Source organism: Pseudobacteroides sp., assembly GCF_036567765.1.
In the GTDB taxonomy this organism is placed as follows: Bacteria; Bacillota; Clostridia; order Acetivibrionales; family DSM-2933; genus Pseudobacteroides.
In genome coordinates, this window is sequence record NZ_DATCTU010000007.1 from 149,718 (window position 1) to 168,691 (window position 18,974).

Below are 18,974 nucleotides of genomic sequence, written 5' to 3' on the forward strand. Positions count from 1 at the left end.
GCAAAATGAGCAGTATAAACGAAGGAATTTTCAGACAATACGATATACGGGGTATATACAATGAAGATTTGACGGCAAAGGACGCAGAGCTTATCGGAAAAGCCTTTGGAACCTATATCAAAAGAAAAGGGGAGATAGAAGCTGTTGTAGGTAAGGATAACAGGAAATCCTCTCCCGAGCTCTTCAACAGCTTGGTAAAGGGGCTTCTGGATACAGGCATAAATGTAAAGGATATCGGAGTGGTGGTATCCCCCATATTCTACTACGCCACACACCTATATAACATAAAATCAGGCATTATGATTACGGCAAGCCATAACCCTGCAAAATATAACGGCTTCAAGGTGCAGTATGACGGCAGGACATTATATGGTGAAGAGCTACAGGATATCAAAAGGATGATTCAAGAGGATGATTTTGATAGCGGACAGGGAAAGCTGACTGTACAATCTCCTGTGAAGGACTATATAAGTATGGTAAAGGAAAAAATCAAGCTTCCGGGACGTAGGCTCAAGGTTGTGGTAGACTGCGGCAATGGTACAGCGGGGCTTTTTGCACCCAAGCTTCTTAAGGAGTTGGGCTGTGAGGCTATACCCCTTTATTGCGATTCCAACCCGGATTTCCCCAACCATTTTCCCGACCCGGTAAAGCCGGAAAACCTAAAGGATTTAATAAAGGCTGTCAAGGCCAACAAGGCAGATCTTGGGGTAGGCTTTGACGGGGATGGAGACCGGCTTGGGGTTGTTGACAACCAGGGTAACATCATATGGGGAGACATGCTGATGATCCTTTTCTGGAGGGAGATACTGCCCAAGCACCCAGGCACTCCTGCCATTGTTGAGGTGAAGTGCTCCGAAACACTGGTGGACGAGGTAAAAAGACTCGGAGGGCAGCCTATATTCTACAAGACCGGCCATTCTCTCATAAAGGCAAAAATGAAGGAAATTAATGCAGTATTTACCGGAGAAATGTCCGGACATATGTTCTTTGCGGATGAGTATTTCGGGTATGATGATGCATTCTATGCATGTGCAAGGCTATTAAGAATCCTGTCTGGAAGCAGCAAGTCCTTAAGCGAGCTTTTGGCAGATGTGCCTAAAACCTATGCAACCCCTGAAATCAGGGTTGAGTGCACAGAGGAAGAAAAGCTCTTTTATGTGGGCAAGGCAAAAACATATTTTAAGGCTTCAGGCAATAACATCATTGATATAGATGGAGTTCGTGTACAGTTTGGTGACGGCTGGGGGTTGGTCAGAGCGTCAAATACAGGTCCTGAGCTTATCGTGCGGTGCGAGGCCAGAACTCCCGAGCGTCTTGAGCAGATAAAAAAGGAAATATCCGATTCAATCTGCCCGTTGAAGGTGGCTTAAAAGCATCAAGCTTTTAACAATATACTAAATTTAAATAAAAAGCATACGAAAGGAGTCGGTTGATTTATGAACATTAAACCGCTGGGTACCAGGGTACTCTTGAAGGAAATTGAAAGTGAAGAAACAACAAAAAGCGGAATTGTGCTTCCGTCCAACGCCAAGGAAAAGCCCTATATGGCTGAGGTGGTTGAAATCGGTCCGGGTGAGGTGAAGGATGGAAAGGAAATTAAAATGGTTGTGAAAAAAGGTGACCGGGTTCTTTACAGCAAATATGCCGGAACAGAGGTCAAGCTGGATAACGAAAAATATCTTTTAGCGAAGCAGGATGATATCCTGGCAGTAATCGAGTAAGGAGGTTGATTTATAATGGCTGCAAAAATAATTGCATTTGATGAAAAGGCGAGAAGATCCATTGAAGCAGGTGTAAACAAGCTTGCAGACGCCGTCAAGGTTACCTTGGGACCCAAAGGAAGAAATGTGGTGCTGGAGAAAAAATACGGTTCTCCTACCATTACCAACGATGGTGTTACCATAGCAAAGGAAATTGAGCTGGAAGACCCTTATGAGAATATGGGGGCGCAGCTTGTAAAGGAGGTTGCCAGCAAAACAAATGATATTGCCGGTGACGGAACAACCACAGCTACACTTCTTGCACAGGCTATTGTGAGGGAGGGGCTTAAAAATGTTGCCTCCGGGGCTAATCCCATTATATTGAAAAAGGGAATGGAAAAGGCAGTTGAAAAAGCGGTTGAAAGCATAAAAAAGAACAGCCAGAAGCTGAAGGGCAAGGATGACATGGCTTTTGTAGCCACCATCTCATCAGGGGATGAAAAAATTGGCCAGCTTATTGCAGATGCAATGGAAAAGGTAACAGCAGAGGGAGTTATCACCATTGAAGAGAACAAGGCATCTGACACCATTATTGAAGTTGTCGAGGGAATGCAGTTTGACAAAGGTTATGTATCTCCCTATATGGTTACAGACAATGAAAAAATGGAGGCTTTACTGGAAGACCCATACATCCTCATTACCGACAAAAAGATAAACAATGTTCAGGATTTGCTTCCTGCCCTTGAGCTGGTAGTAAAAAACGGCGGCAAAATGCTCCTGATCGCAGAGGACGTGGAAGGGGATGCACTGGCAACCCTTGTGGTCAACAAGCTTCGTGGCACATTCACCTGTGTGGCTGTGAAAGCACCGGGCTTTGGTGACAGAAGGAAGGAAATGCTTCGGGATATTGCTATCCTTACAGGCGGTGAAGTCATATCAGAAGAGGTTGGCATGAACATAAAGGAAATCAAGCTAGAATGGTTTGGTAAGGCGAAATCTGTCAAGGTGCAAAAGGAAAACACCATTATTGTAAATGGTGCAGGAAATTCCAAGGCCATCCGTGACAGGGTGGAATCCATCAAGAAGCAGATCGAGCTTACCACCTCAAGCTACGACAAGGAAAAGCTCAACGAAAGACTGGCTAAGCTTGCGGGAGGTGTAGCTGTCATCAGAGTGGGAGCAGCTACCGAAACAGAAATGAAGGAAAAGAAATACAGGGTGGAGGATGCCTTGAATGCAACCAGGGCTGCTGTGGAGGAAGGTATTGTTCCAGGCGGCGGTACAGCATATATCAATACACTTCCAGACATCAAAGAGCTGGTTAACACTCTCCATGGGGATGAGAAGACTGGAGCGTCCATCATACTCAGGGCTCTTGAAGAGCCTCTCCGCCAGATTGCAATAAATGCCGGGATTGATGGCTCAGTTATTGTTGAAAAAGTGAAGAACAACGATAAAGGAATAGGCTTTGATGCGGCTAAGGAAGAGTATGTGGATATGTTCAAGGCCGGTATTGTAGACCCTGTCAAGGTTACAAGGTCTGCGCTACAGAATGCGGCTTCGGTGGCAGCTATGATTCTGACTACCGAAAGTGCTGTAGCTGAAAAGCCTGAGAAGAAGAAAGCACCTTCTATGCCTGCTGGTGATATGGATTATTAAGACTTATAGTGGGATAGGAAATATACGCCAGCCACTGGAGGTACTGGAGGTACTGGTGGCTGGCTTTCCTCCCATGAAGGTGGAGCGGAAGGAGGAAGATATATGTGGGGCGGCTTCTATGATACTGTCATCTACTTTATGCTGTATGCGTTTGTTGGCTGGGTTGTTGAGGTTGCCTATGCTGCTTACAAGGAAAAACGGTTTGTAAACAGGGGTTTTCTGGCCGGACCCATATGTCCCATCTATGGATTTGGAGCTCTATTGATTTTGGGGCTTGATAGGTTTATCAAGTCCGGGTCAATGCCTTTTTACATGAGTATAGCTTCAGCAGTAGTTATTACAACCTTTCTGGAGTATGTAACAGGATACGTTATGGAAAAGCTCCTGGATATCAAGGCTTGGGATTACAGTGGAGAGGTATTGAACCTGCATGGCCGGATTTGCCTTAAGTTTTCCTTGTTCTGGGGAATTCTTGCATATGTGCAGTTGACAGTCCTGCAGCCTGTGCTCTCGATATATGTGAATGCAGCAGCTCAGCCAATCAAGCAGATTATTGCCGTGCTGTTGCTTGGTATGATAATAATCCATACCGCTAAAGCATTGGTCAGAATGGATACCGTAAGGCAGAGCATTGGTGACTTTAAAATATCGGCGTATTTTCACAGACAGAAGTCCTTTAAAGTGTAGCTTTAATACTTAACCCTTTATAAGATAAAATATTCCAAAAAATTAAGAAATTTTGAGATTTCAGAAGATAAACTTATAAAAATCAAACTCAGTGCAAATAAAAGTCAAAGATAGTCAAAGTCGAAAGTTGAAAAAGCAATATGAAAATTGTATAACTAATAGTGTAAGGAACGAATAAGAATAAAAATGAACTGAGATGATTGGAGGTGTTGTTTATGTTCGGATTGGTTCCATTTGAAAGAAAGGGCAGAGGTGTTCAAAGGAGAAACGGTGACTATTTTGACATTGACAGCATTTTTGAGAATTTCTTCAACGATGCGGTTCTTCCTTCCTTCTACAGAAACAGCAGCCAGATGAAAGTGGACATCAGGGAAACCGAAAGGGAATTTATTCTCGAGGCAGAGCTTGCAGGCTTTTGCAAGGAAGATGTCCATATAGATGCAACAGAAGACAGGCTTACTATCTCGGTTAAAGGAAAGGAACAGAAGGGAGAAGCTGAAAACGTATATGTAAGGAAGGAAAGAAAAGCGCTGGCAATGGAAAGAAGCTTTGCAATTTCAAATATTGCAACGGATAAGATATCCGCCAAAATGGAGAATGGAATTCTCACCGTTACACTGCCCAAGGTGGAGCAGGTACAGCAAAAAACCAGGAAAATTGATATTAAATAAAACCACAAGCTAAACTTTAATTCAATCATTATGGAGGTGTTATGTATGTCAAGCTTGATACCGTTTGAAAGGAAAAACAATGGAGTACAAAGAAAAAATGGCAGTCTGTTCGATCTCTTTGATATGGACAGGGTATTTGAAAATTTCTTCAACGACACGGTTTTTCCATCTCACTTCAATAACAGCGGACAGATGAGAGTGGACATCAGTGAAAATGACAGGGAATATATCCTTGAGGCAGAGCTGCCAGGGGTTAAAAAGGACGAAATCAACCTGGAGGTTCATGACGACAGACTGACAATCAGCGTGAAGAAGGATGAAAAGGCAGAGGAAAAGAAGGATAATTACTTAAGAAGGGAAAGAAGAACAAGCTCCATGGTCAGGTCTTTTTCCATTGAGAATATTATCAGCGACAAGATTACGGCAAAGCATGAAAATGGTATTCTCACACTGATACTCCCAAAAAAGGAAGAAACCAAACCCAAGGGAAGGAAAATCGATATTTCATAATTACTGCCCGATGTATGTTGGAAAGACTGCAAGCCCCTTTATCTTCATGATAAGGGGTTTGCAGCTATATAAAGTATACATAGGTTAAGAGAGGTGATAGGCATGAGGTTTTTCAGTAAAAGACTCCTAAAAAGAGGCTATGACAATTATGAAAAATTTATGAATTTTAACTCTGCTTACAGAAGGGATGGTAAATATGATGACCGGAGCAGGGATGGCAGAAGAGTATACAGGACTGTCGCTTTGGTGCTGGTATGCTGCATATTGACAAGTCTTATGGTGGGTGGCGGATTATATATGAAGCTTTCCAACGATATAAAAGAGCTAACCATGCTGTCAGCAAACCAGGCAAAAGCGGATACGGTTATAGGGAATAGAGCGGTAAACCTTGAGAGTGCATTGAAGCTTGCATCAGATAGCGGCTCTTCTGTTACTAATATAGCAAAGAAGGTCGGGCCTTCCATTGTTGGTATAAGAATGCTGACACAAAGCCCGCGAAGCTGGTATTTTGATGATGAAATGGCTCAATCCAAGGCTGAAGGCTCGGGGATTGTAATAACCGCAGATGGATATATAATGACTAACTACCATGTTGTTCAGTATGCTGACCCGAAGAATTCGAGAAGCAAAAATACGACACTGGAAGTATTTTTGGCTGATAAACGGCAAGCAAAGGCAAAATTTATCGGTGGCGATCCCAAAAATGACCTTGCGGTGATAAAAATCGATATGGATAATTTGACGGCGGCAGAACTCGGAGACTCAGCAACCCTTGAGGTCGGCGAGCTGGCAGTTGCAATCGGAAATCCATTAGGCCTTGAGTTCCAGGGTTCAGTAACTGCAGGTGTAATCAGTGCTCTTAACAGAACTGTGAGCGTTGATGACAAAACCTTGAACCTGATCCAGACGGATGCTGCCATAAATCCTGGCAACAGCGGCGGTGCTCTTGTCAATTCAAGAGGGCAGGTTGTTGGAATCAATACAGTGAAAATATCGGTTTCAGGTGTTGAGGGACTTGGATTTGCCATTCCCATCAACGATGCGAAGCCCATTGTCGACCAATTGATGATGTTCGGGTATGTCAAGGGCAGACCGTTTATAGGTATATCAGGAAGAGAAATTACAGATGCAATTGCACGCCAGTATGATCTTCCGGTAGGTATCTACATTCTTGAGGTTACACCTGACAGCGGTGCTGCTAAAGCAGGAATTCAAAAAGGAGATATTCTTGTTTCAATAGCAGGCAAGGATGTACGCACCATGAAAGAGGTGGACAATATCAAGAAGAACTATAAAGCGGGAGACAGTGTAGATGTTACGGTGGTCAGAAATGGCAGTAAGGTGAAGCTTTCGCTAACCTTCTCAGAAGAACGCTAATAACGGACGGCTTCACCAAAAGAAATCCTCTATTACTGCTTTTAATGCACCAGGGGATGAACAAAGCCGGATAATTAGAAAGGCATGTGATAGGAGGGAGGTATGCTTATGGATATGTATTATATAATCCTTGTATTGTCGGCATTTATATTTTCGTTGTTTGCCCAGTTCAAGGTAACAAGTATATTTAGAAAATACAGCGATATGCCCAACAACCGGTATATGACAGGAGCACAGGCCTCTAGAATGCTCCTTGATCGTCACGGTCTTTACGATGTTGGTGTGGAACCTGTCCCAGGAGAGCTGACCGACCATTACGACCCCAGGACCAAGACAGTAAGGCTGTCAGAGAGTGTATATTACAGCACGTCTCTGGCAGCCCTCGGGGTTGCCGCCCATGAAACAGGACATGCAGTCCAGCATGCAGCAGGGTATATGCCGCTGGTACTAAGGAGCAGCCTTGTGCCTGTTGCAAACATAGGCTCGGCAGTGGGACCGTATCTTGCTATGTTTGGACTGATGCTTAACATGCCGTATCTGTTACAGCTCGGGATCATTCTTTTTATTGGAGCTGTAGCCTTTTACCTCATAACGCTTCCGGTTGAGTTCAATGCCAGCAAGAGGGCTATACAAATGCTGAAGGGTGAATATGTATTGAATTATGCTGAAGTACAGCCGGTAAAGATAGTGCTGGGAGCCGCGGCAATGACATATGTTGCATCTGCCGCAGTAGCAATGGCAAACCTTATTAGGCTGGTGCTTCTGGCAGGAAGCCGGGATGAGGAGGCATAAAATATATTGATGCATACAAAATATATATGGTATGGTTCATAAACAAAACGGAAGGAGGTGTACTTCATGCAGTACAAGGATTACTACAGCATCTTAGGACTTGATAAAAATGCTTCCCAGGAGGATATAAAAAAGGCCTACAGGAAGCTTGCAAAAAAATATCACCCTGATACCAATCCCGGAAACAAGCAGGCAGAGGAAAAATTTAAGGATGTCAACGAGGCATACGAGGTCTTGAGTGACCCTGAGAAGAGAAAAAAATACGATAATTTCGGTAATGAATACAATTTCCAGAACGGCTATGATTTTGACCCGTCACAGTTCGGGTTTGGAAAGAATGTGAAGTATGAGTTCAGGACAGGCGGGGGAATGGATCACAGCGACTTCTTCAATATGTTTTTTGGAGGAGGAGGCTTTGGCTTTGACAGCTTTTTTGACCATGCAGGTGTAAATAACAGGAGCAGACGGTCTTCATATCATGGGGAAGATATTGAGGCGGAATTGGAAATCATTCCCGAGGAAGGTTTTCAAGGAGTGGAAAAAAGGATATCTATCAGGGGACAGGGTGGAACAAAAAGCCTTTCGTTTAAAATCCCCAAGGGTGTGAGAGACGGAGAAAGGGTAAGACTTCAAGGGCAAGGAGAGGCAGGCTTTAATGGAGGACAAAACGGAGATTTATTTCTTACCCTCAGGATAAAGCCCAGTGAACGCTTTACTCTTGAGGGTAACGATTTGACAATGACAGTGAATATAATGCCGTGGGATGCTGCCCTGGGCAGCGAAACAGCGGTTGATACCATAGATGGCAGGATTTTAGTAAAGATACCGGCAGGAATACAAACCGACAGCAAAATACGTGTTTCAGGAAAAGGGTATGTGGACAGAACAGGCAGAAGAGGAGATCTATACCTCAAAATACGGATTGTAAACCCAAGCCATCTGACCAACGAAATGAAGGAGCTTTATGAAAAGCTCAGGCAGGCATCAAGGGTCAGGGCTATGTAAAAGAATAGGAGGGAGTAAGCCATGAATATAGATAAATTCACAGAAAAAGCCCAGGCTGCGGTTTCAGCAGCTCAGGACATAGCAGTTAGAATGGGACACCAGCAGGTGGACGGAGAGCACATCCACCTTGCACTGGCAGCCCAGGAGGACGGCCTTATTCCAAAGCTCTTAGGATATATGGGGCAGGATGTCCAGCTATATATAAAGGATATTGAGATAGAGCTTGAAAAGCTACCAAAGGTATACGGTGGCGGAGCCTCAAGCCTGTATGCCACAAGGCGCTTCAACGAAGTCCTGATCCATGCGGAGGATGAGGCGAAGCGGTTCAAGGATGAGTATACAAGCGTGGAGCATATTTATATGGCGCTGCTGAAGGAAAAGAATACTCCTTCACAGACCATATTCATACGTTTTGGGATTACACTGGAGAAATTTATGGCGGCTCTTGGCAAGGTACGGAGCAACCAGAGAATTACATCAAAAAACCCGGAAGAAACCTATGATGCTTTAAAAAGGTTCGGACGTGACCTGGTGGAGCTTGCAAAAAGCGGAAAGCTTGACCCTGTTATCGGCAGGGATGCTGAAATCCGGCGGGCCATAAGGATACTCTCCAGAAGAACCAAGAACAACCCTGTATTGATTGGCGAACCGGGTGTCGGAAAGACTGCCGTAGTGGAGGGACTTGCTCAGAGGATATTGAAGGGGGATGTCCCCGAGGGCTTAAAGGATAAGACTATTTTCGCCCTTGACATGGGTGCACTGATTGCAGGGGCGAAATACAGGGGTGAATTTGAAGAAAGGCTTAAGGCTGTACTCAATGATGTCAACAAGTCAAATGGGCGGATCATTTTATTTATAGATGAGCTTCACAACATTGTGGGAGCAGGAAAAGCGGAAGGGGCAATGGATGCAGGAAATATATTAAAGCCTATGCTGGCCAGAGGAGAGCTTCACTGCATAGGTGCAACCACGCTGGATGAATACAGGAAGTATATCGAAAAGGATGCAGCCCTTGAGAGAAGGTTCCAGCCCATTGTGGTGGATCAGCCCACAGTAGAGGACACCATTTCCATATTAAGAGGCCTTAAGGAGCGCTTTGAAATCCATCATGGAGTCAGAATTACCGACAGCGCCATCATTGCATGCAGTGTGTTGTCAAACAGGTATATCAGCGACCGCTTCCTTCCCGACAAGGCCATTGATTTGATGGACGAAGCTGCGGCTATGATAAGGACTGAAATTGACAGCATGCCCACTGAACTGGACGAAATACAGAGGCGAATCATGCAGCTGGAAATTGAGCGACAGGCGCTTAAAAAGGAAGAAGACGAAGCTTCAAGGGAAAGACTTTCAACCCTGGAGAAGGAAATTTCATCCCTGAAGGAAAAATCTGACGGCATGAAAGCACAATGGGAGATGGAAAAAGAGAATATAAAAAGAGAGAAGGAATTAAAGGAGCAGATTGAGGAGGTAAAAAGGCAGATAGAAGAAGCAGAAAGGTCCTACGACCTTGACAAGCTGGCAGTCTTGAAGCACGGAAGGCTTCCTGAACTCCAGAGGAGCCTTGAGGAGGAAAAACAGCGTAAGAAATCGAACGAAGGTGTACTGCTGAAGGAAGAGGTTACCGAGGAGGAAATTGCTGAAATTGTTTCACGATGGACAGGGATACCTGTAACAAGACTGGTGGAGAATGAACGGGATAAGCTTTTAAACCTTGAAGAACTTCTGCACAAGCGTGTGGTAGGTCAGGACGAAGCGGTTACAGCAGTAAGCAATGCAGTAATTCGTGCAAGGTCGGGCTTGAAGGACCCGAGAAAGCCTATAGGCTCCTTCATATTCCTTGGCCCCACCGGAGTAGGTAAAACCGAGCTTGCCAAGGCACTGTCCCAGGCCCTCTTTGACAGCGATGAGAATGTAGTGCGAATTGATATGTCGGAGTATATGGAAAAGCATGCGGTTGCAAGGCTTATTGGTGCACCACCTGGTTATGTAGGGTATGAAGAGGGAGGACAGCTAACCGAGGCTGTAAGGAGAAAGCCCTACTGTGTGATTCTCTTTGATGAAATCGAAAAAGCACATCCTGAAGTATTCAATGTGCTTCTTCAATTACTGGACGATGGCCGGCTTACCGACAGCCAGGGCAGGACGGTGGATTTCAAGAATACGGTTGTCATCATGACCTCCAACATAGGAAGCCAGCACCTATTGAATGCTATAGGAGCAGATGGAGAAATTGATGAAAACACAAGAGAGTATGTACTGGGAGAATTGAACAGGCACTTCAAGCCTGAGTTTTTAAACCGTGTAGATGAGGTTGTGCTGTTCAAGCCCTTAAGAAAGGCAGAAATTGTTAAGATTATCGACCTGGCCTTGGCGGACATCCAAAGAAGGCTGGATGACAGGCGCATAGGGCTTAAGGTATCGGAGGCAGCAAAGCAGTACATGGCTCAAAATGCATATAATCCTGTGTTTGGTGCAAGACCTGTAAAACGGTACATGCAGAAATTCATTGAAACCGAGATAGGTAAAAGGATTATAAATGGCGAGGTAAGTGAGGGTAAAAATATTCATATAGACGTTTTGGACAATACGCTGAAAATCCATATAGATTAAGGCTTTCAGGAAAAATATTAAAAATTTTAAAAAAAATTTGAGCAGCCTTGACAGTAAATTTGAGATTTTATATCATATTATTAGCACTCTAATTGAGTGAGTGCTAAGTGATGCTTTAATATTCTATCATTGACTAAGCTTATCAGCGGGGTCTAAAACGCTATTAACCTTAAAAGTGTGGAATAGTAAGGCATTTTTTGTATCCTGGCAGGGGAGGTGGTTCCAATGTTTTAGGTAAGCACTATAAAAACTAAAGATGATTAGAAAATTAAAGCATTATTGATTGGTTTGTTGAAATCTATGTAGTGTACGGAAGGAGATGATTATCATGTTAAGAAAAGTGATATTTATATCCACTATGTGTTTCATTCTCATATTCAATTCTGTACAGGCTTTTGCCCAGGATATTCCTAATGGTATAGAACCAAGGAAGCTTACTGCGACTCTTGAAGAGGAGCATCCAGGCAGCTTTTTGGATCTTTTGCCTGACGGTACTGGAGGAAAGCTTTCCGGTCCGCTCTTTGAAGGAGCCAGAACCAGTATACCCTATAAAAAGAAATATACGCTTGAATTTTATAACGTAGGTGCTTTAAAAGGTGAGCAATACTCTGAGGCCACATTAAAGATTGAGACCATTGCAACAGGCAACGGCAAAATCAGTACAAAGGAGCTCAGCCCGAAGCTTCAGCCCCCGCTTATTCAGAAGGATGCTGAAACACGTCCTGACTTTAAGGCAAAGGAATACAAGCTAAAGTTCAGCGGCGGTCCTTATGGGAGGTTTACTTACAAGGAGGGGGACACCGAAATAAGGATGTCCATGTCAAATAACGGGAAAAATATTGTGTTTGATGTTCCAGGGTACTCAACAAAGCCGTTGGCTTTGGAGGATCAAAAAGCCTTTGAGGCATGGGTGGAGACTGTTGGAAAGCCGGCTGCTGCAAAGCAGAAAATACTTGGTATGATAAACGAGTATAAATATACTGTTCCTATAGCAGGAGCTATATTATTGCTTGCAGGGGTGGCAGTAGCTGCGTTTGTTATATGGAAATATGGAAAAGGCAAGCTTATGCCCCATTAAATACCGTAAGCCCATTCATACGATAGATAAAAAAATATATATTCTTTCGGTATATAAATGCCGGCATTTATGTGGTCAACCCGTCTGTCATATCTAAAATGCCTGATAAAAGGATTTTGTCCTTTGAAGAGGATGTGATTCCAAGGCTTGTTGAAAATAATTTCAACGTGGCGCTTTATAAAAGCGGGCACTACTTTATTGATATAAACTCAATAGAAAATTACATAAAGGTTCATAGGGATATGCTGAGCGGCCTGTATAAAATACCAGGACTTACACTCTCACAAGATATCATAATAAAAGGTGTCAACAGCAGGATACACCCCGATGCAAGAATTACAGGCCCTGTCTATATCGGCAATAATGTTGAGATTGGGCCCATAGGACCGGATACCGTTATTGGAAGCAAGGTGCGTATCAATATGGGCAGCCGGATCATAGGAAGCATTATATGGGACAATGTTATGGTAGAGCGGGACTCCAGAATTATCAATACCATTGTTACCTCAAATGCCAGAGTAGATAAAAGATATAAATATAAGAATGTCATATTTACAGGTCATGATTTGAAAGATATCGCCATTTAAACATATGAAAATCAATTAATTAATAAACAGCAAAAGAGGTGTTTATATGCTTTATCCGTATAAAATGATGCCCGTATACAAGGACTACATATGGGGAGGACATAATCTAAGAAAGCTGGGTAAATCCATACCGGATGGACAGGTGGCAGAAAGCTGGGAGTTGTCGGGCATATCAGGAAGTGAAAGTAAAATAGCCAACGGTCCGCTAAAAGGACAAGTTCTGACAGAGGTAATAAGAAGATACGGCAGGCTGGTGCTTGGAGATAAGTTCGCATCGGAAAAAATTAATGCAGGGCTGCCGGTGCTATTAAAGTTTATTGATGCAAACGACAGGCTTTCCATCCAGGTTCATCCTGATGATGAATATGCTGTAGAATGTGAGCATGGCAAAATGGGGAAAACCGAAATGTGGTACATCATAGATGCAAAACCGGAGGCTTCTGTTTTCCATGGCTTTTCTGAAGGCTATGATAAAGGCAGGATTCGTGACTGTATTCTAAAGTACAAGCATGGAGGCTTGTATAGAGAGGTCAAGGTAAAAAAGGGTGACGTGGTTTTTGTTCCAGCAGGCACGGTACATGCCTTAAATGATGGGCTGGTGGTAGCTGAAATACAACAGCACTCAGACCTGACCTACAGGCTGTTCGATTATGACAGGACGGATGCCGCCGGAAAGAAAAGACCGCTCCATATAAACAAGGCTCTTGATGTACTTGACTATAAAAACCGCAAGGCTTTGTACAAGGGCCTTACGGTATGCTATGACAAAATAGTGACAAAGTATTTAGCCTTAAGCGAATATTTCTGTGTCAGACAGCTTGAGGGTAATGGTACACCGGTAGAATTGTTTGCAGAGGGTTCCTTTTCAGCCTTCATGTTTATAACCGGTGAAGCAGAAATAATGTATGATACTGAAAAATTACACGTTGATGCGCTGGAAACAGTCTTTATTCCCGCATATATGGGAAGCTATAAAATTGATGGTGAATTTTCTGCACTTCAGATTTTCATACCAGACTCTGTGATGGATGTATATGCCTCTTTAATGGAGGAGGGCTTCTCTAGTGAAGAAATATTTAATTGCATAGCAGGGGCAGAAAACCTTTGTGTACCATTGAAAACAGCGGTTTGAAAAGAAAAGCTCAAAATAAAAACTACTGATAAAATTGGAGGGGTTTATTCATGATTACTTTATTAGATGCTATGGAACGGAAGGAAAGTGCAAAAAGAATCAGGAAACTGGGGTATGTTCCTTGCAGCATTTACGGATCGGGAGTCGACCGCAACATGGATATCCAGATTGAGGATAAGGAAATAAACAGGTTCTTGAAAAGCCATTCTATAGGTGCAAAAGCTAAGGTGAAAATTAATGCCAGCGAGCTGCCATGTGTCATAAAGAGCATACAGTATGAGCCAATAAGCAGCAAGCCTATGCATATCGAGTTTTATGCTTCCTCAGAGGATAAGCTTGTAAAAGTAAAAGTACCTTTTAAGTTTAAAGGAAAGGAGCAGCTATTCAGTAACAAGCTTGTTTTGAATATTCTCGAGGATGAAATTGAAATTCAAGGGGTATTGAAGGATCTGCCTGAATTTGTTGAGATAAATGTTTCATTAATGAAGGACGGCAGTGTAATTACGATGGAGGATATCGCCCTGCCTGAAGGCATAAGGCTTCTGTCCAGAAAGGATGAGGTAGTGGTACGGGCATCAGAGGCCTCTCAACCTACCCTGCCTGTTCAGAACGAGTTTGTCGTCTAATTGCGTTAAGTGTTGATTATACAATCATCTGAGCACTATGATAAAAAACGGAAGCAGGAGCGCTGCAAGCATCAGAATCAGGATGCCTGCAGCACCTGCCTTGTTTTTACTTTCCCAGGCATACCTGGCATAGCTGAACGTATATATATTAGGGCAAATAACAAGCAGCATAATTAAGATTTTCATTATTCCTTCCCCTCCGATGTGACGATTTCAGAGCTTTTTAAAAGACCGCCGGTTCTCCTTATTTTAAATTTGACTTTTGTAGAAACCTTTGCTTCCTTAAAATGCTTGTTCCAGTGATATGCCTCCCATTCCTCTATGGTCCAAAAATGTCTAACTGCTGTCCGCCCGAAAAAGAAGGTATCGCAGTTCAAGGCCTGGCATTTTGATATGACCTCATCCAGACTCTTCTTGAGATGGTTTCCCACAGCTTTTTCCAAGAGAGGCAGCATGTCAGGCTTTTCATAATTAATCCGACTTTGTATGGCGAGAATATCTCCCTCTGTATCAAGGGCAAGGGAAATAAGCGGAACAGCTCCTTCAAAGCTGACCTTTATTTGCGGTTTGCGTGAAAGCTGAAGCTCAATGGGGATGATAAGCTCTGGAGCCTTAGGGTCCTGTATTGTAAATATACCCCTTTGAAAGTCACCCCTTGCAAGCAGCATCATCCGTGTGTCATGACCATCCAGCTTGCCAACCATCCTGTCGCCGTCAAAAAGAGCGCTTCCCAAAAACTCAATGGAATTTCCGCCTTTTCTGGGGACTTCTCCGGCAAAATACCGTCCTGTTAGATTGAATTTGCTTCCCCATTTTTCTCCATTCTGCTGAAAATTGGCAGGGTCATGCAGCCCGCCCAATGTTACAACCGGCTGGCGATAGGTGGACTTTACGGCATTGTAGAAATCATTCAGCGTTACATGGGGGAAATAGCTGGTATTCTCCGCTTCAAAGGTTAAATCCTCAATTGCGGCAATGGGACTTCCACCCAGATAAGGCTCTGTCTTTTCCACAAAATCCTGGGCAGAGCCTTGTGAAACCACCACATCCAGCGTTCGCCTGATTTCACGGAAACGAATTAAAGGAGCAATATACTCGCCCACCAGGCCGCTTTGTGCGAGGTCCTCAGAAATAACCAGCAGCTTGGCATGCGCAAATTCAAGCTTTTGCGGCACATTTGTGTTTAACAGGTTTACTCCTCCGTAAAAGGAAGGAGCATCGATAGTGACGGATTTGCTTTCAGCAGGCTGAGCCCCTCCACTGCCGCTGCTATCCTTGCTGCAGCTATGAGTAGCGATTTTTAAGGTTAAGCGCCATTTGTCCTTTACGCCCCTGTCTATACCGATAAATTGAACATATGCAGTATCGGTTACCTCCCGTGCATCATAACAGGAGGTTAAAAGAGCAGCGAAAAGAATAAAAATGAGCAGCAATCCTGTTTTTTTCATTGGCATATATTCCTCCCTTTTTTTCGTATGCTTGCTGCCAGCAAAGTGATGGCAGGAGGGATATAGAAGAAAAGCCATCCGTATTCCCTTAAAAACTGAACCATAATGTCGGTGACCTGTGTTATACTCATGGGAAGCATGCATAATACAAGCAATATGATGGCAAAGGGAATTATAAGAGGCCTTTTATCATCAAGCCGGAACACATGAGAGTATACAACCAGGGATAAGTAAAAAAGGACTGCCACCGAGATAATTGTACTTATATTCCAGATGAAAAAGAAAACAGGCTCAATCCTTTGAATGAAATTCCCATATTCAATGAGTGAGGCCATAAGGTATATGGGTGCAGTAATTTCCTGGCCGGTATAATAGGGGAACACCAGTGAAAATGCAAGCAGGGCGGAGGATACAATCAGTCCTGATAAAGCAAGACCGATATATGCCGCTCGTTTGGCATGCCTTGCACCTTGGAGGGAGTTGACCATTATTCCGATAATGATGATTTCACCATAGGCAGAGCTTCTTCGCAATCCATGGGTAATTGTATCCCGTAGCCCATGCCCCAGTATGGGGAAAAGGCGGTGCGGCTCATACAGGGGTATGGCGAGGATTAAAACAATAACAAATCCGGCCAGCAATATATAAGCTATAAGCTTCGAAAAACGTGCGAGGGTTTCCAGACCCAGAAAAGCCAGCACCGAAGCAACGGATATAAACAAAATAAGCAAATAGCTTGGAGGGCTTGCCGGAAGCACATATACCTTCAACACATCAATAAACTCCCGCAGGTTTGCTATTGCGGTAACAAACAGAATGGCAAACAGCAGTAATGAAAAAAGCACACCTATTGGTTTGCCAAGGATGGCTTCATATATATCCAACAGGTTTTTTCCCGGAAAGCGCTTCAACAAAGTACAAAGCAGAGCAAGGGCTATAAAAGCTCCCCCCATAGAAACCAGGGTCATATACCAGCCTGCGGTTCCGGCCACGACAGCTACCAGAGAAGGGCTTGAGAAAAACACCTTTGCAGTAATGGTAATGGTTAACAGCCATACAGCTTCATGTACACCGAACTTTCCATCCTTTATCATTGGTCATCTCCCCCTTTCTCCTTGGTCCACTCCATTGCGTTATTCCCTGCTCTTTTCCTGTTAGGGGTGTTAAAGCCATCGGAACGCATTTTTTGTCTGAATATGGGGTGGCGGATGATGACGTCCGGATTTATTTTAACCCTTGGGGCGACAGGAGTTAAAAAAGGGACTCCAAAGGATTTCATATGGCAAGCAATCGCAGCAACTAGGATAAAGGCAAGGGAAATACCGTAAAATCCTGCAATTCCTCCGGCGAAAATAAAGAAGAAACGCAGAATCCTTATGGATATAGCCATGGAGAAATTGGGCATGGTGAAGCTGCCAAGTCCCGTAAGCGCCACTATAACAATGAGGAGAGGGCTTGCCAATCCCGCAGCCACCGCTACCTGCCCTAATATGAGAGCGCCCAGAATACCAAGCGTTTGACCGATAACACCGGGTATGCGTACACCGCCTTCACGAATCAACTCAAAGGAAATTTCCATTAATATAAGCTCAATAATTGTAGGAAATGGGACATTTTCACGCATTCGGGCTATGGATTCCAGCAGGGGTGTAGGAATCATTTCATGGTGATACAATGCCAACGCCACGTACATGCCCGGTATCATCAGCGCTGAAAGAACACCAACAAGCCGGATCATGCGCAGAAATGTGCCGTATTCCCAGCGCAGCATGGAATCCTCCGAGGAATGGAATAACCTGAAAAAGGACATGGGTACGGCTATGGCAAAGGGGTCGCTCTCGGTAATGATTACAACCTGTCCTTCGGCAAGGAAGGAGGATGCTCTGTCCGGCCTTTCTGTTGTCACAACCTGGGGAAAAAGCATGAAGGGATTATCCTCAATAAGCTGCTCAAGCATCCCGTTGCCTTCAATAAAATCTATATTGATGCCTTTTATTCTACGCCGGACCTCCCTGACAATTTTGGGGTTCGTTACACCCTCAATGTAAAGGATTGCACAGTTGATTTTGTTCAGCTTGCCGACAGGAATAACCTCTGTGATAAGCTTTTCATTCTTGATTATCCTTCGCAGCAGTGTCAAATTTGTGCGCAGATTTTCCGTGAAGCCCTCCTGGGAGCCCCTGACCACCTGCTCGGTAATAGGCCTGTCGATGCCGCGTTTTTCAAAGCCGCGGGTTTCAATCATCAAGGCCTCGGGACATCCGTCAACAAAAAGTATGGATAGTCCATTGAGGGCTTGTATCTTTGTAATATTAAAATCTGCAGTTTTTGTTAATTGAGTAATGGACAGGACATCTTCCATGATATAATCCAATGGGCAATCTCCGCTGAAGCCAGCCAAGCATTCGGGGTTCATTAGCTGGGGCAGCACAAATTGATTGATAGAGGTTTTATCTACCATTCCATCGATGAAAACAATAAATGCTTTCAGCTTTCTGGCGATGCGGAACTCACGAATCACTATATCCTGGTTTTTTGGCATGCTAAAGCTCTGACGGATGTATTCCTTGTTCACATTTAGGTCAGTGGAAATGATATTTTGTCTCATGTTTGAAGTTGGTATCTTTCCACCTTGATTGTTTTTTTGTTTGTTCCATTGCTCAACTTTTATAGGTTGCTTAACCGTGGCCCCCTTTTTTGATTTTTCCTGATTAGATGGATTCCCGGTATTCACACCGTATTTTTCAGAAGGTACTTCTTCGGTATCGGACTTCTCGAATTCATCCTCAAGAAGTTCAAATCCACCTTCTGTGTCAACAGGTCTCCTATATGTAAACAGCTTTCTGATATTGGTTAACAGATTTCTCAATGTAATCCCCTCCGTTCCTTGTAAAATTATTGACTGATTTTATGTCATGTATACCGAGAAAAATACTTGCTGATTGAGAATTACACTTTTATAAAATTATTTCTTGAAATTGAAATTTTCTTATTTTAAAATTATTATGAATGCCTATGGTGGCAGACTAGGACCGCTGCATTAACAAGCCTATCTGTCAGTATGGCATTCACAGCTTTTGACAATTTTA

Annotated in this window: 18 protein-coding genes; 14 read left to right on the forward strand and 4 right to left on the reverse strand. The window is 43.7% G+C overall.

Annotated features, from left to right (window positions below; translation table 11 throughout):
• Positions 1–5 precede the first annotated feature (5 nt).
• From VIO64_RS02055 to VIO64_RS02120, 14 genes are all read left to right on the forward strand, one after another.
• Positions 6–1,370, forward strand: coding sequence for a phosphomannomutase/phosphoglucomutase (locus VIO64_RS02055; protein WP_010244769.1), 1,365 nt, complete (start codon positions 6–8; stop codon positions 1,368–1,370).
• A gap of 66 nt (positions 1,371–1,436) precedes the next feature.
• Positions 1,437–1,721, forward strand: coding sequence for a co-chaperone GroES (locus VIO64_RS02060; RefSeq protein WP_010244766.1), 285 nt, complete (start codon positions 1,437–1,439; stop codon positions 1,719–1,721).
• A 15-nt stretch (positions 1,722–1,736) separates the two neighbouring features.
• Complete coding sequence (gene groL, locus VIO64_RS02065) at positions 1,737–3,359, forward strand: chaperonin GroEL (RefSeq protein ID WP_010244763.1); 1,623 nt, start codon at positions 1,737–1,739, stop codon at positions 3,357–3,359.
• Between the two features lie 102 nt (positions 3,360–3,461).
• Positions 3,462–4,046 (forward strand): putative ABC transporter permease, encoded by a 585-nt coding sequence (locus tag VIO64_RS02070; RefSeq protein ID WP_010244760.1) that lies wholly within the window; start codon positions 3,462–3,464, stop codon positions 4,044–4,046.
• 215 nt (positions 4,047–4,261) lie between these two features.
• On the forward strand, positions 4,262–4,717 hold the full coding sequence (locus tag VIO64_RS02075) for an Hsp20/alpha crystallin family protein (RefSeq protein WP_010244757.1): 456 nt from the start codon (positions 4,262–4,264) through the stop codon (positions 4,715–4,717).
• 45 nt (positions 4,718–4,762) lie between these two features.
• Positions 4,763–5,227 carry an Hsp20/alpha crystallin family protein gene (locus tag VIO64_RS02080; protein ID WP_010244753.1) on the forward strand — a complete coding sequence of 155 codons (465 nt, stop codon included), beginning with the start codon at positions 4,763–4,765 and terminating at the stop codon, positions 5,225–5,227.
• Between the two features lie 102 nt (positions 5,228–5,329).
• On the forward strand, positions 5,330–6,604 hold the full coding sequence (locus VIO64_RS02085) for a S1C family serine protease (protein WP_010244750.1): 1,275 nt from the start codon (positions 5,330–5,332) through the stop codon (positions 6,602–6,604).
• Between the two features lie 108 nt (positions 6,605–6,712).
• Complete coding sequence (locus tag VIO64_RS02090; protein ID WP_010244747.1) at positions 6,713–7,396, forward strand: zinc metallopeptidase; 684 nt, start codon at positions 6,713–6,715, stop codon at positions 7,394–7,396.
• 66 nt (positions 7,397–7,462) lie between these two features.
• Positions 7,463–8,401 carry a DnaJ C-terminal domain-containing protein gene (locus VIO64_RS02095; RefSeq protein WP_010244744.1) on the forward strand — a complete coding sequence of 313 codons (939 nt, stop codon included), beginning with the start codon at positions 7,463–7,465 and terminating at the stop codon, positions 8,399–8,401.
• A 21-nt stretch (positions 8,402–8,422) separates the two neighbouring features.
• A complete protein-coding gene (clpB, locus tag VIO64_RS02100; protein ID WP_010244741.1) occupies positions 8,423–11,014 on the forward strand; it encodes an ATP-dependent chaperone ClpB in 2,592 nt (863 codons plus the stop codon).
• Between the two features lie 328 nt (positions 11,015–11,342).
• Positions 11,343–12,092, forward strand: coding sequence for a hypothetical protein (locus VIO64_RS02105; RefSeq protein WP_010244739.1), 750 nt, complete (start codon positions 11,343–11,345; stop codon positions 12,090–12,092).
• Positions 12,093–12,163: 71 nt separating this feature from the next.
• Positions 12,164–12,679 carry an NDP-sugar synthase gene (locus tag VIO64_RS02110; protein WP_160317750.1) on the forward strand — a complete coding sequence of 172 codons (516 nt, stop codon included), beginning with the start codon at positions 12,164–12,166 and terminating at the stop codon, positions 12,677–12,679.
• Positions 12,680–12,725: 46 nt separating this feature from the next.
• Complete coding sequence (locus tag VIO64_RS02115; RefSeq protein WP_010244733.1) at positions 12,726–13,811, forward strand: type I phosphomannose isomerase catalytic subunit; 1,086 nt, start codon at positions 12,726–12,728, stop codon at positions 13,809–13,811.
• Between the two features lie 50 nt (positions 13,812–13,861).
• Entirely contained in the window at positions 13,862–14,437 is a 576-nt protein-coding gene (locus tag VIO64_RS02120) for a 50S ribosomal protein L25 (RefSeq protein WP_010244729.1), read from the forward strand.
• Positions 14,438–14,461: 24 nt separating this feature from the next.
• On the opposite strand, the gene VIO64_RS02125 is transcribed toward VIO64_RS02120, so the two are convergent.
• The 4 genes from VIO64_RS02125 to VIO64_RS02140 are packed head-to-tail and all read right to left on the reverse strand — an operon-like array spanning position 14,462 to position 18,754.
• Entirely contained in the window at positions 14,462–14,623 is a 162-nt protein-coding gene (locus VIO64_RS02125) for a hypothetical protein (protein WP_154673420.1), read from the reverse strand.
• A complete protein-coding gene (locus VIO64_RS02130; protein WP_242853058.1) occupies positions 14,623–15,891 on the reverse strand; it encodes a Ger(x)C family spore germination protein in 1,269 nt (422 codons plus the stop codon). The genes VIO64_RS02125 and VIO64_RS02130 overlap by 1 nt, the downstream gene beginning before the upstream one ends.
• The gene (locus tag VIO64_RS02135) at positions 15,882–16,979 is read right to left on the reverse strand and encodes a GerAB/ArcD/ProY family transporter (RefSeq protein ID WP_010244723.1); all 1,098 of its coding nucleotides are present in this window, start codon (positions 16,977–16,979) and stop codon (positions 15,882–15,884) included. The genes VIO64_RS02130 and VIO64_RS02135 overlap by 10 nt, the downstream gene beginning before the upstream one ends.
• Entirely contained in the window at positions 16,976–18,754 is a 1,779-nt protein-coding gene (locus tag VIO64_RS02140; RefSeq protein ID WP_331914755.1) for a spore germination protein, read from the reverse strand. Before VIO64_RS02140 ends, VIO64_RS02135 begins: the two co-directional genes overlap by 4 nt.
• Between the last annotated feature and the right edge of the window lie 220 nt (positions 18,755–18,974).

Excerpts from the sequence above, each read along its gene's own strand:
- VIO64_RS02120 (WP_010244729.1), top strand. The coding sequence starts at position 13,862 with ATGATTACTTTATTAGATGCTATGGAACGGAAGGAAAGTGCAAAAAGA.
- VIO64_RS02080 (WP_010244753.1), top strand. The coding sequence starts at position 4,763 with ATGTCAAGCTTGATACCGTTTGAAAGGAAAAACAATGGAGTACAAAGA.
- VIO64_RS02055 (WP_010244769.1), top strand. The coding sequence starts at position 6 with ATGAGCAGTATAAACGAAGGAATTTTCAGACAATACGATATACGGGGT.
- VIO64_RS02090 (WP_010244747.1), top strand. The coding sequence starts at position 6,713 with ATGGATATGTATTATATAATCCTTGTATTGTCGGCATTTATATTTTCG.
- VIO64_RS02130 (WP_242853058.1), bottom strand. The coding sequence starts at position 15,891 with ATGCCAATGAAAAAAACAGGATTGCTGCTCATTTTTATTCTTTTCGCT.
- VIO64_RS02085 (WP_010244750.1), top strand. The coding sequence starts at position 5,330 with ATGAGGTTTTTCAGTAAAAGACTCCTAAAAAGAGGCTATGACAATTAT.
- VIO64_RS02105 (WP_010244739.1), top strand. The coding sequence starts at position 11,343 with ATGTTAAGAAAAGTGATATTTATATCCACTATGTGTTTCATTCTCATA.
- VIO64_RS02095 (WP_010244744.1), top strand. The coding sequence starts at position 7,463 with ATGCAGTACAAGGATTACTACAGCATCTTAGGACTTGATAAAAATGCT.
- VIO64_RS02115 (WP_010244733.1), top strand. The coding sequence starts at position 12,726 with ATGCTTTATCCGTATAAAATGATGCCCGTATACAAGGACTACATATGG.
- VIO64_RS02135 (WP_010244723.1), bottom strand. The coding sequence starts at position 16,979 with ATGATAAAGGATGGAAAGTTCGGTGTACATGAAGCTGTATGGCTGTTA.
- VIO64_RS02075 (WP_010244757.1), top strand. The coding sequence starts at position 4,262 with ATGTTCGGATTGGTTCCATTTGAAAGAAAGGGCAGAGGTGTTCAAAGG.
- groL (WP_010244763.1), top strand. The coding sequence starts at position 1,737 with ATGGCTGCAAAAATAATTGCATTTGATGAAAAGGCGAGAAGATCCATT.
- VIO64_RS02070 (WP_010244760.1), top strand. The coding sequence starts at position 3,462 with ATGTGGGGCGGCTTCTATGATACTGTCATCTACTTTATGCTGTATGCG.
- clpB (WP_010244741.1), top strand. The coding sequence starts at position 8,423 with ATGAATATAGATAAATTCACAGAAAAAGCCCAGGCTGCGGTTTCAGCA.
- VIO64_RS02125 (WP_154673420.1), bottom strand. The coding sequence starts at position 14,623 with ATGAAAATCTTAATTATGCTGCTTGTTATTTGCCCTAATATATATACG.
- VIO64_RS02060 (WP_010244766.1), top strand. The coding sequence starts at position 1,437 with ATGAACATTAAACCGCTGGGTACCAGGGTACTCTTGAAGGAAATTGAA.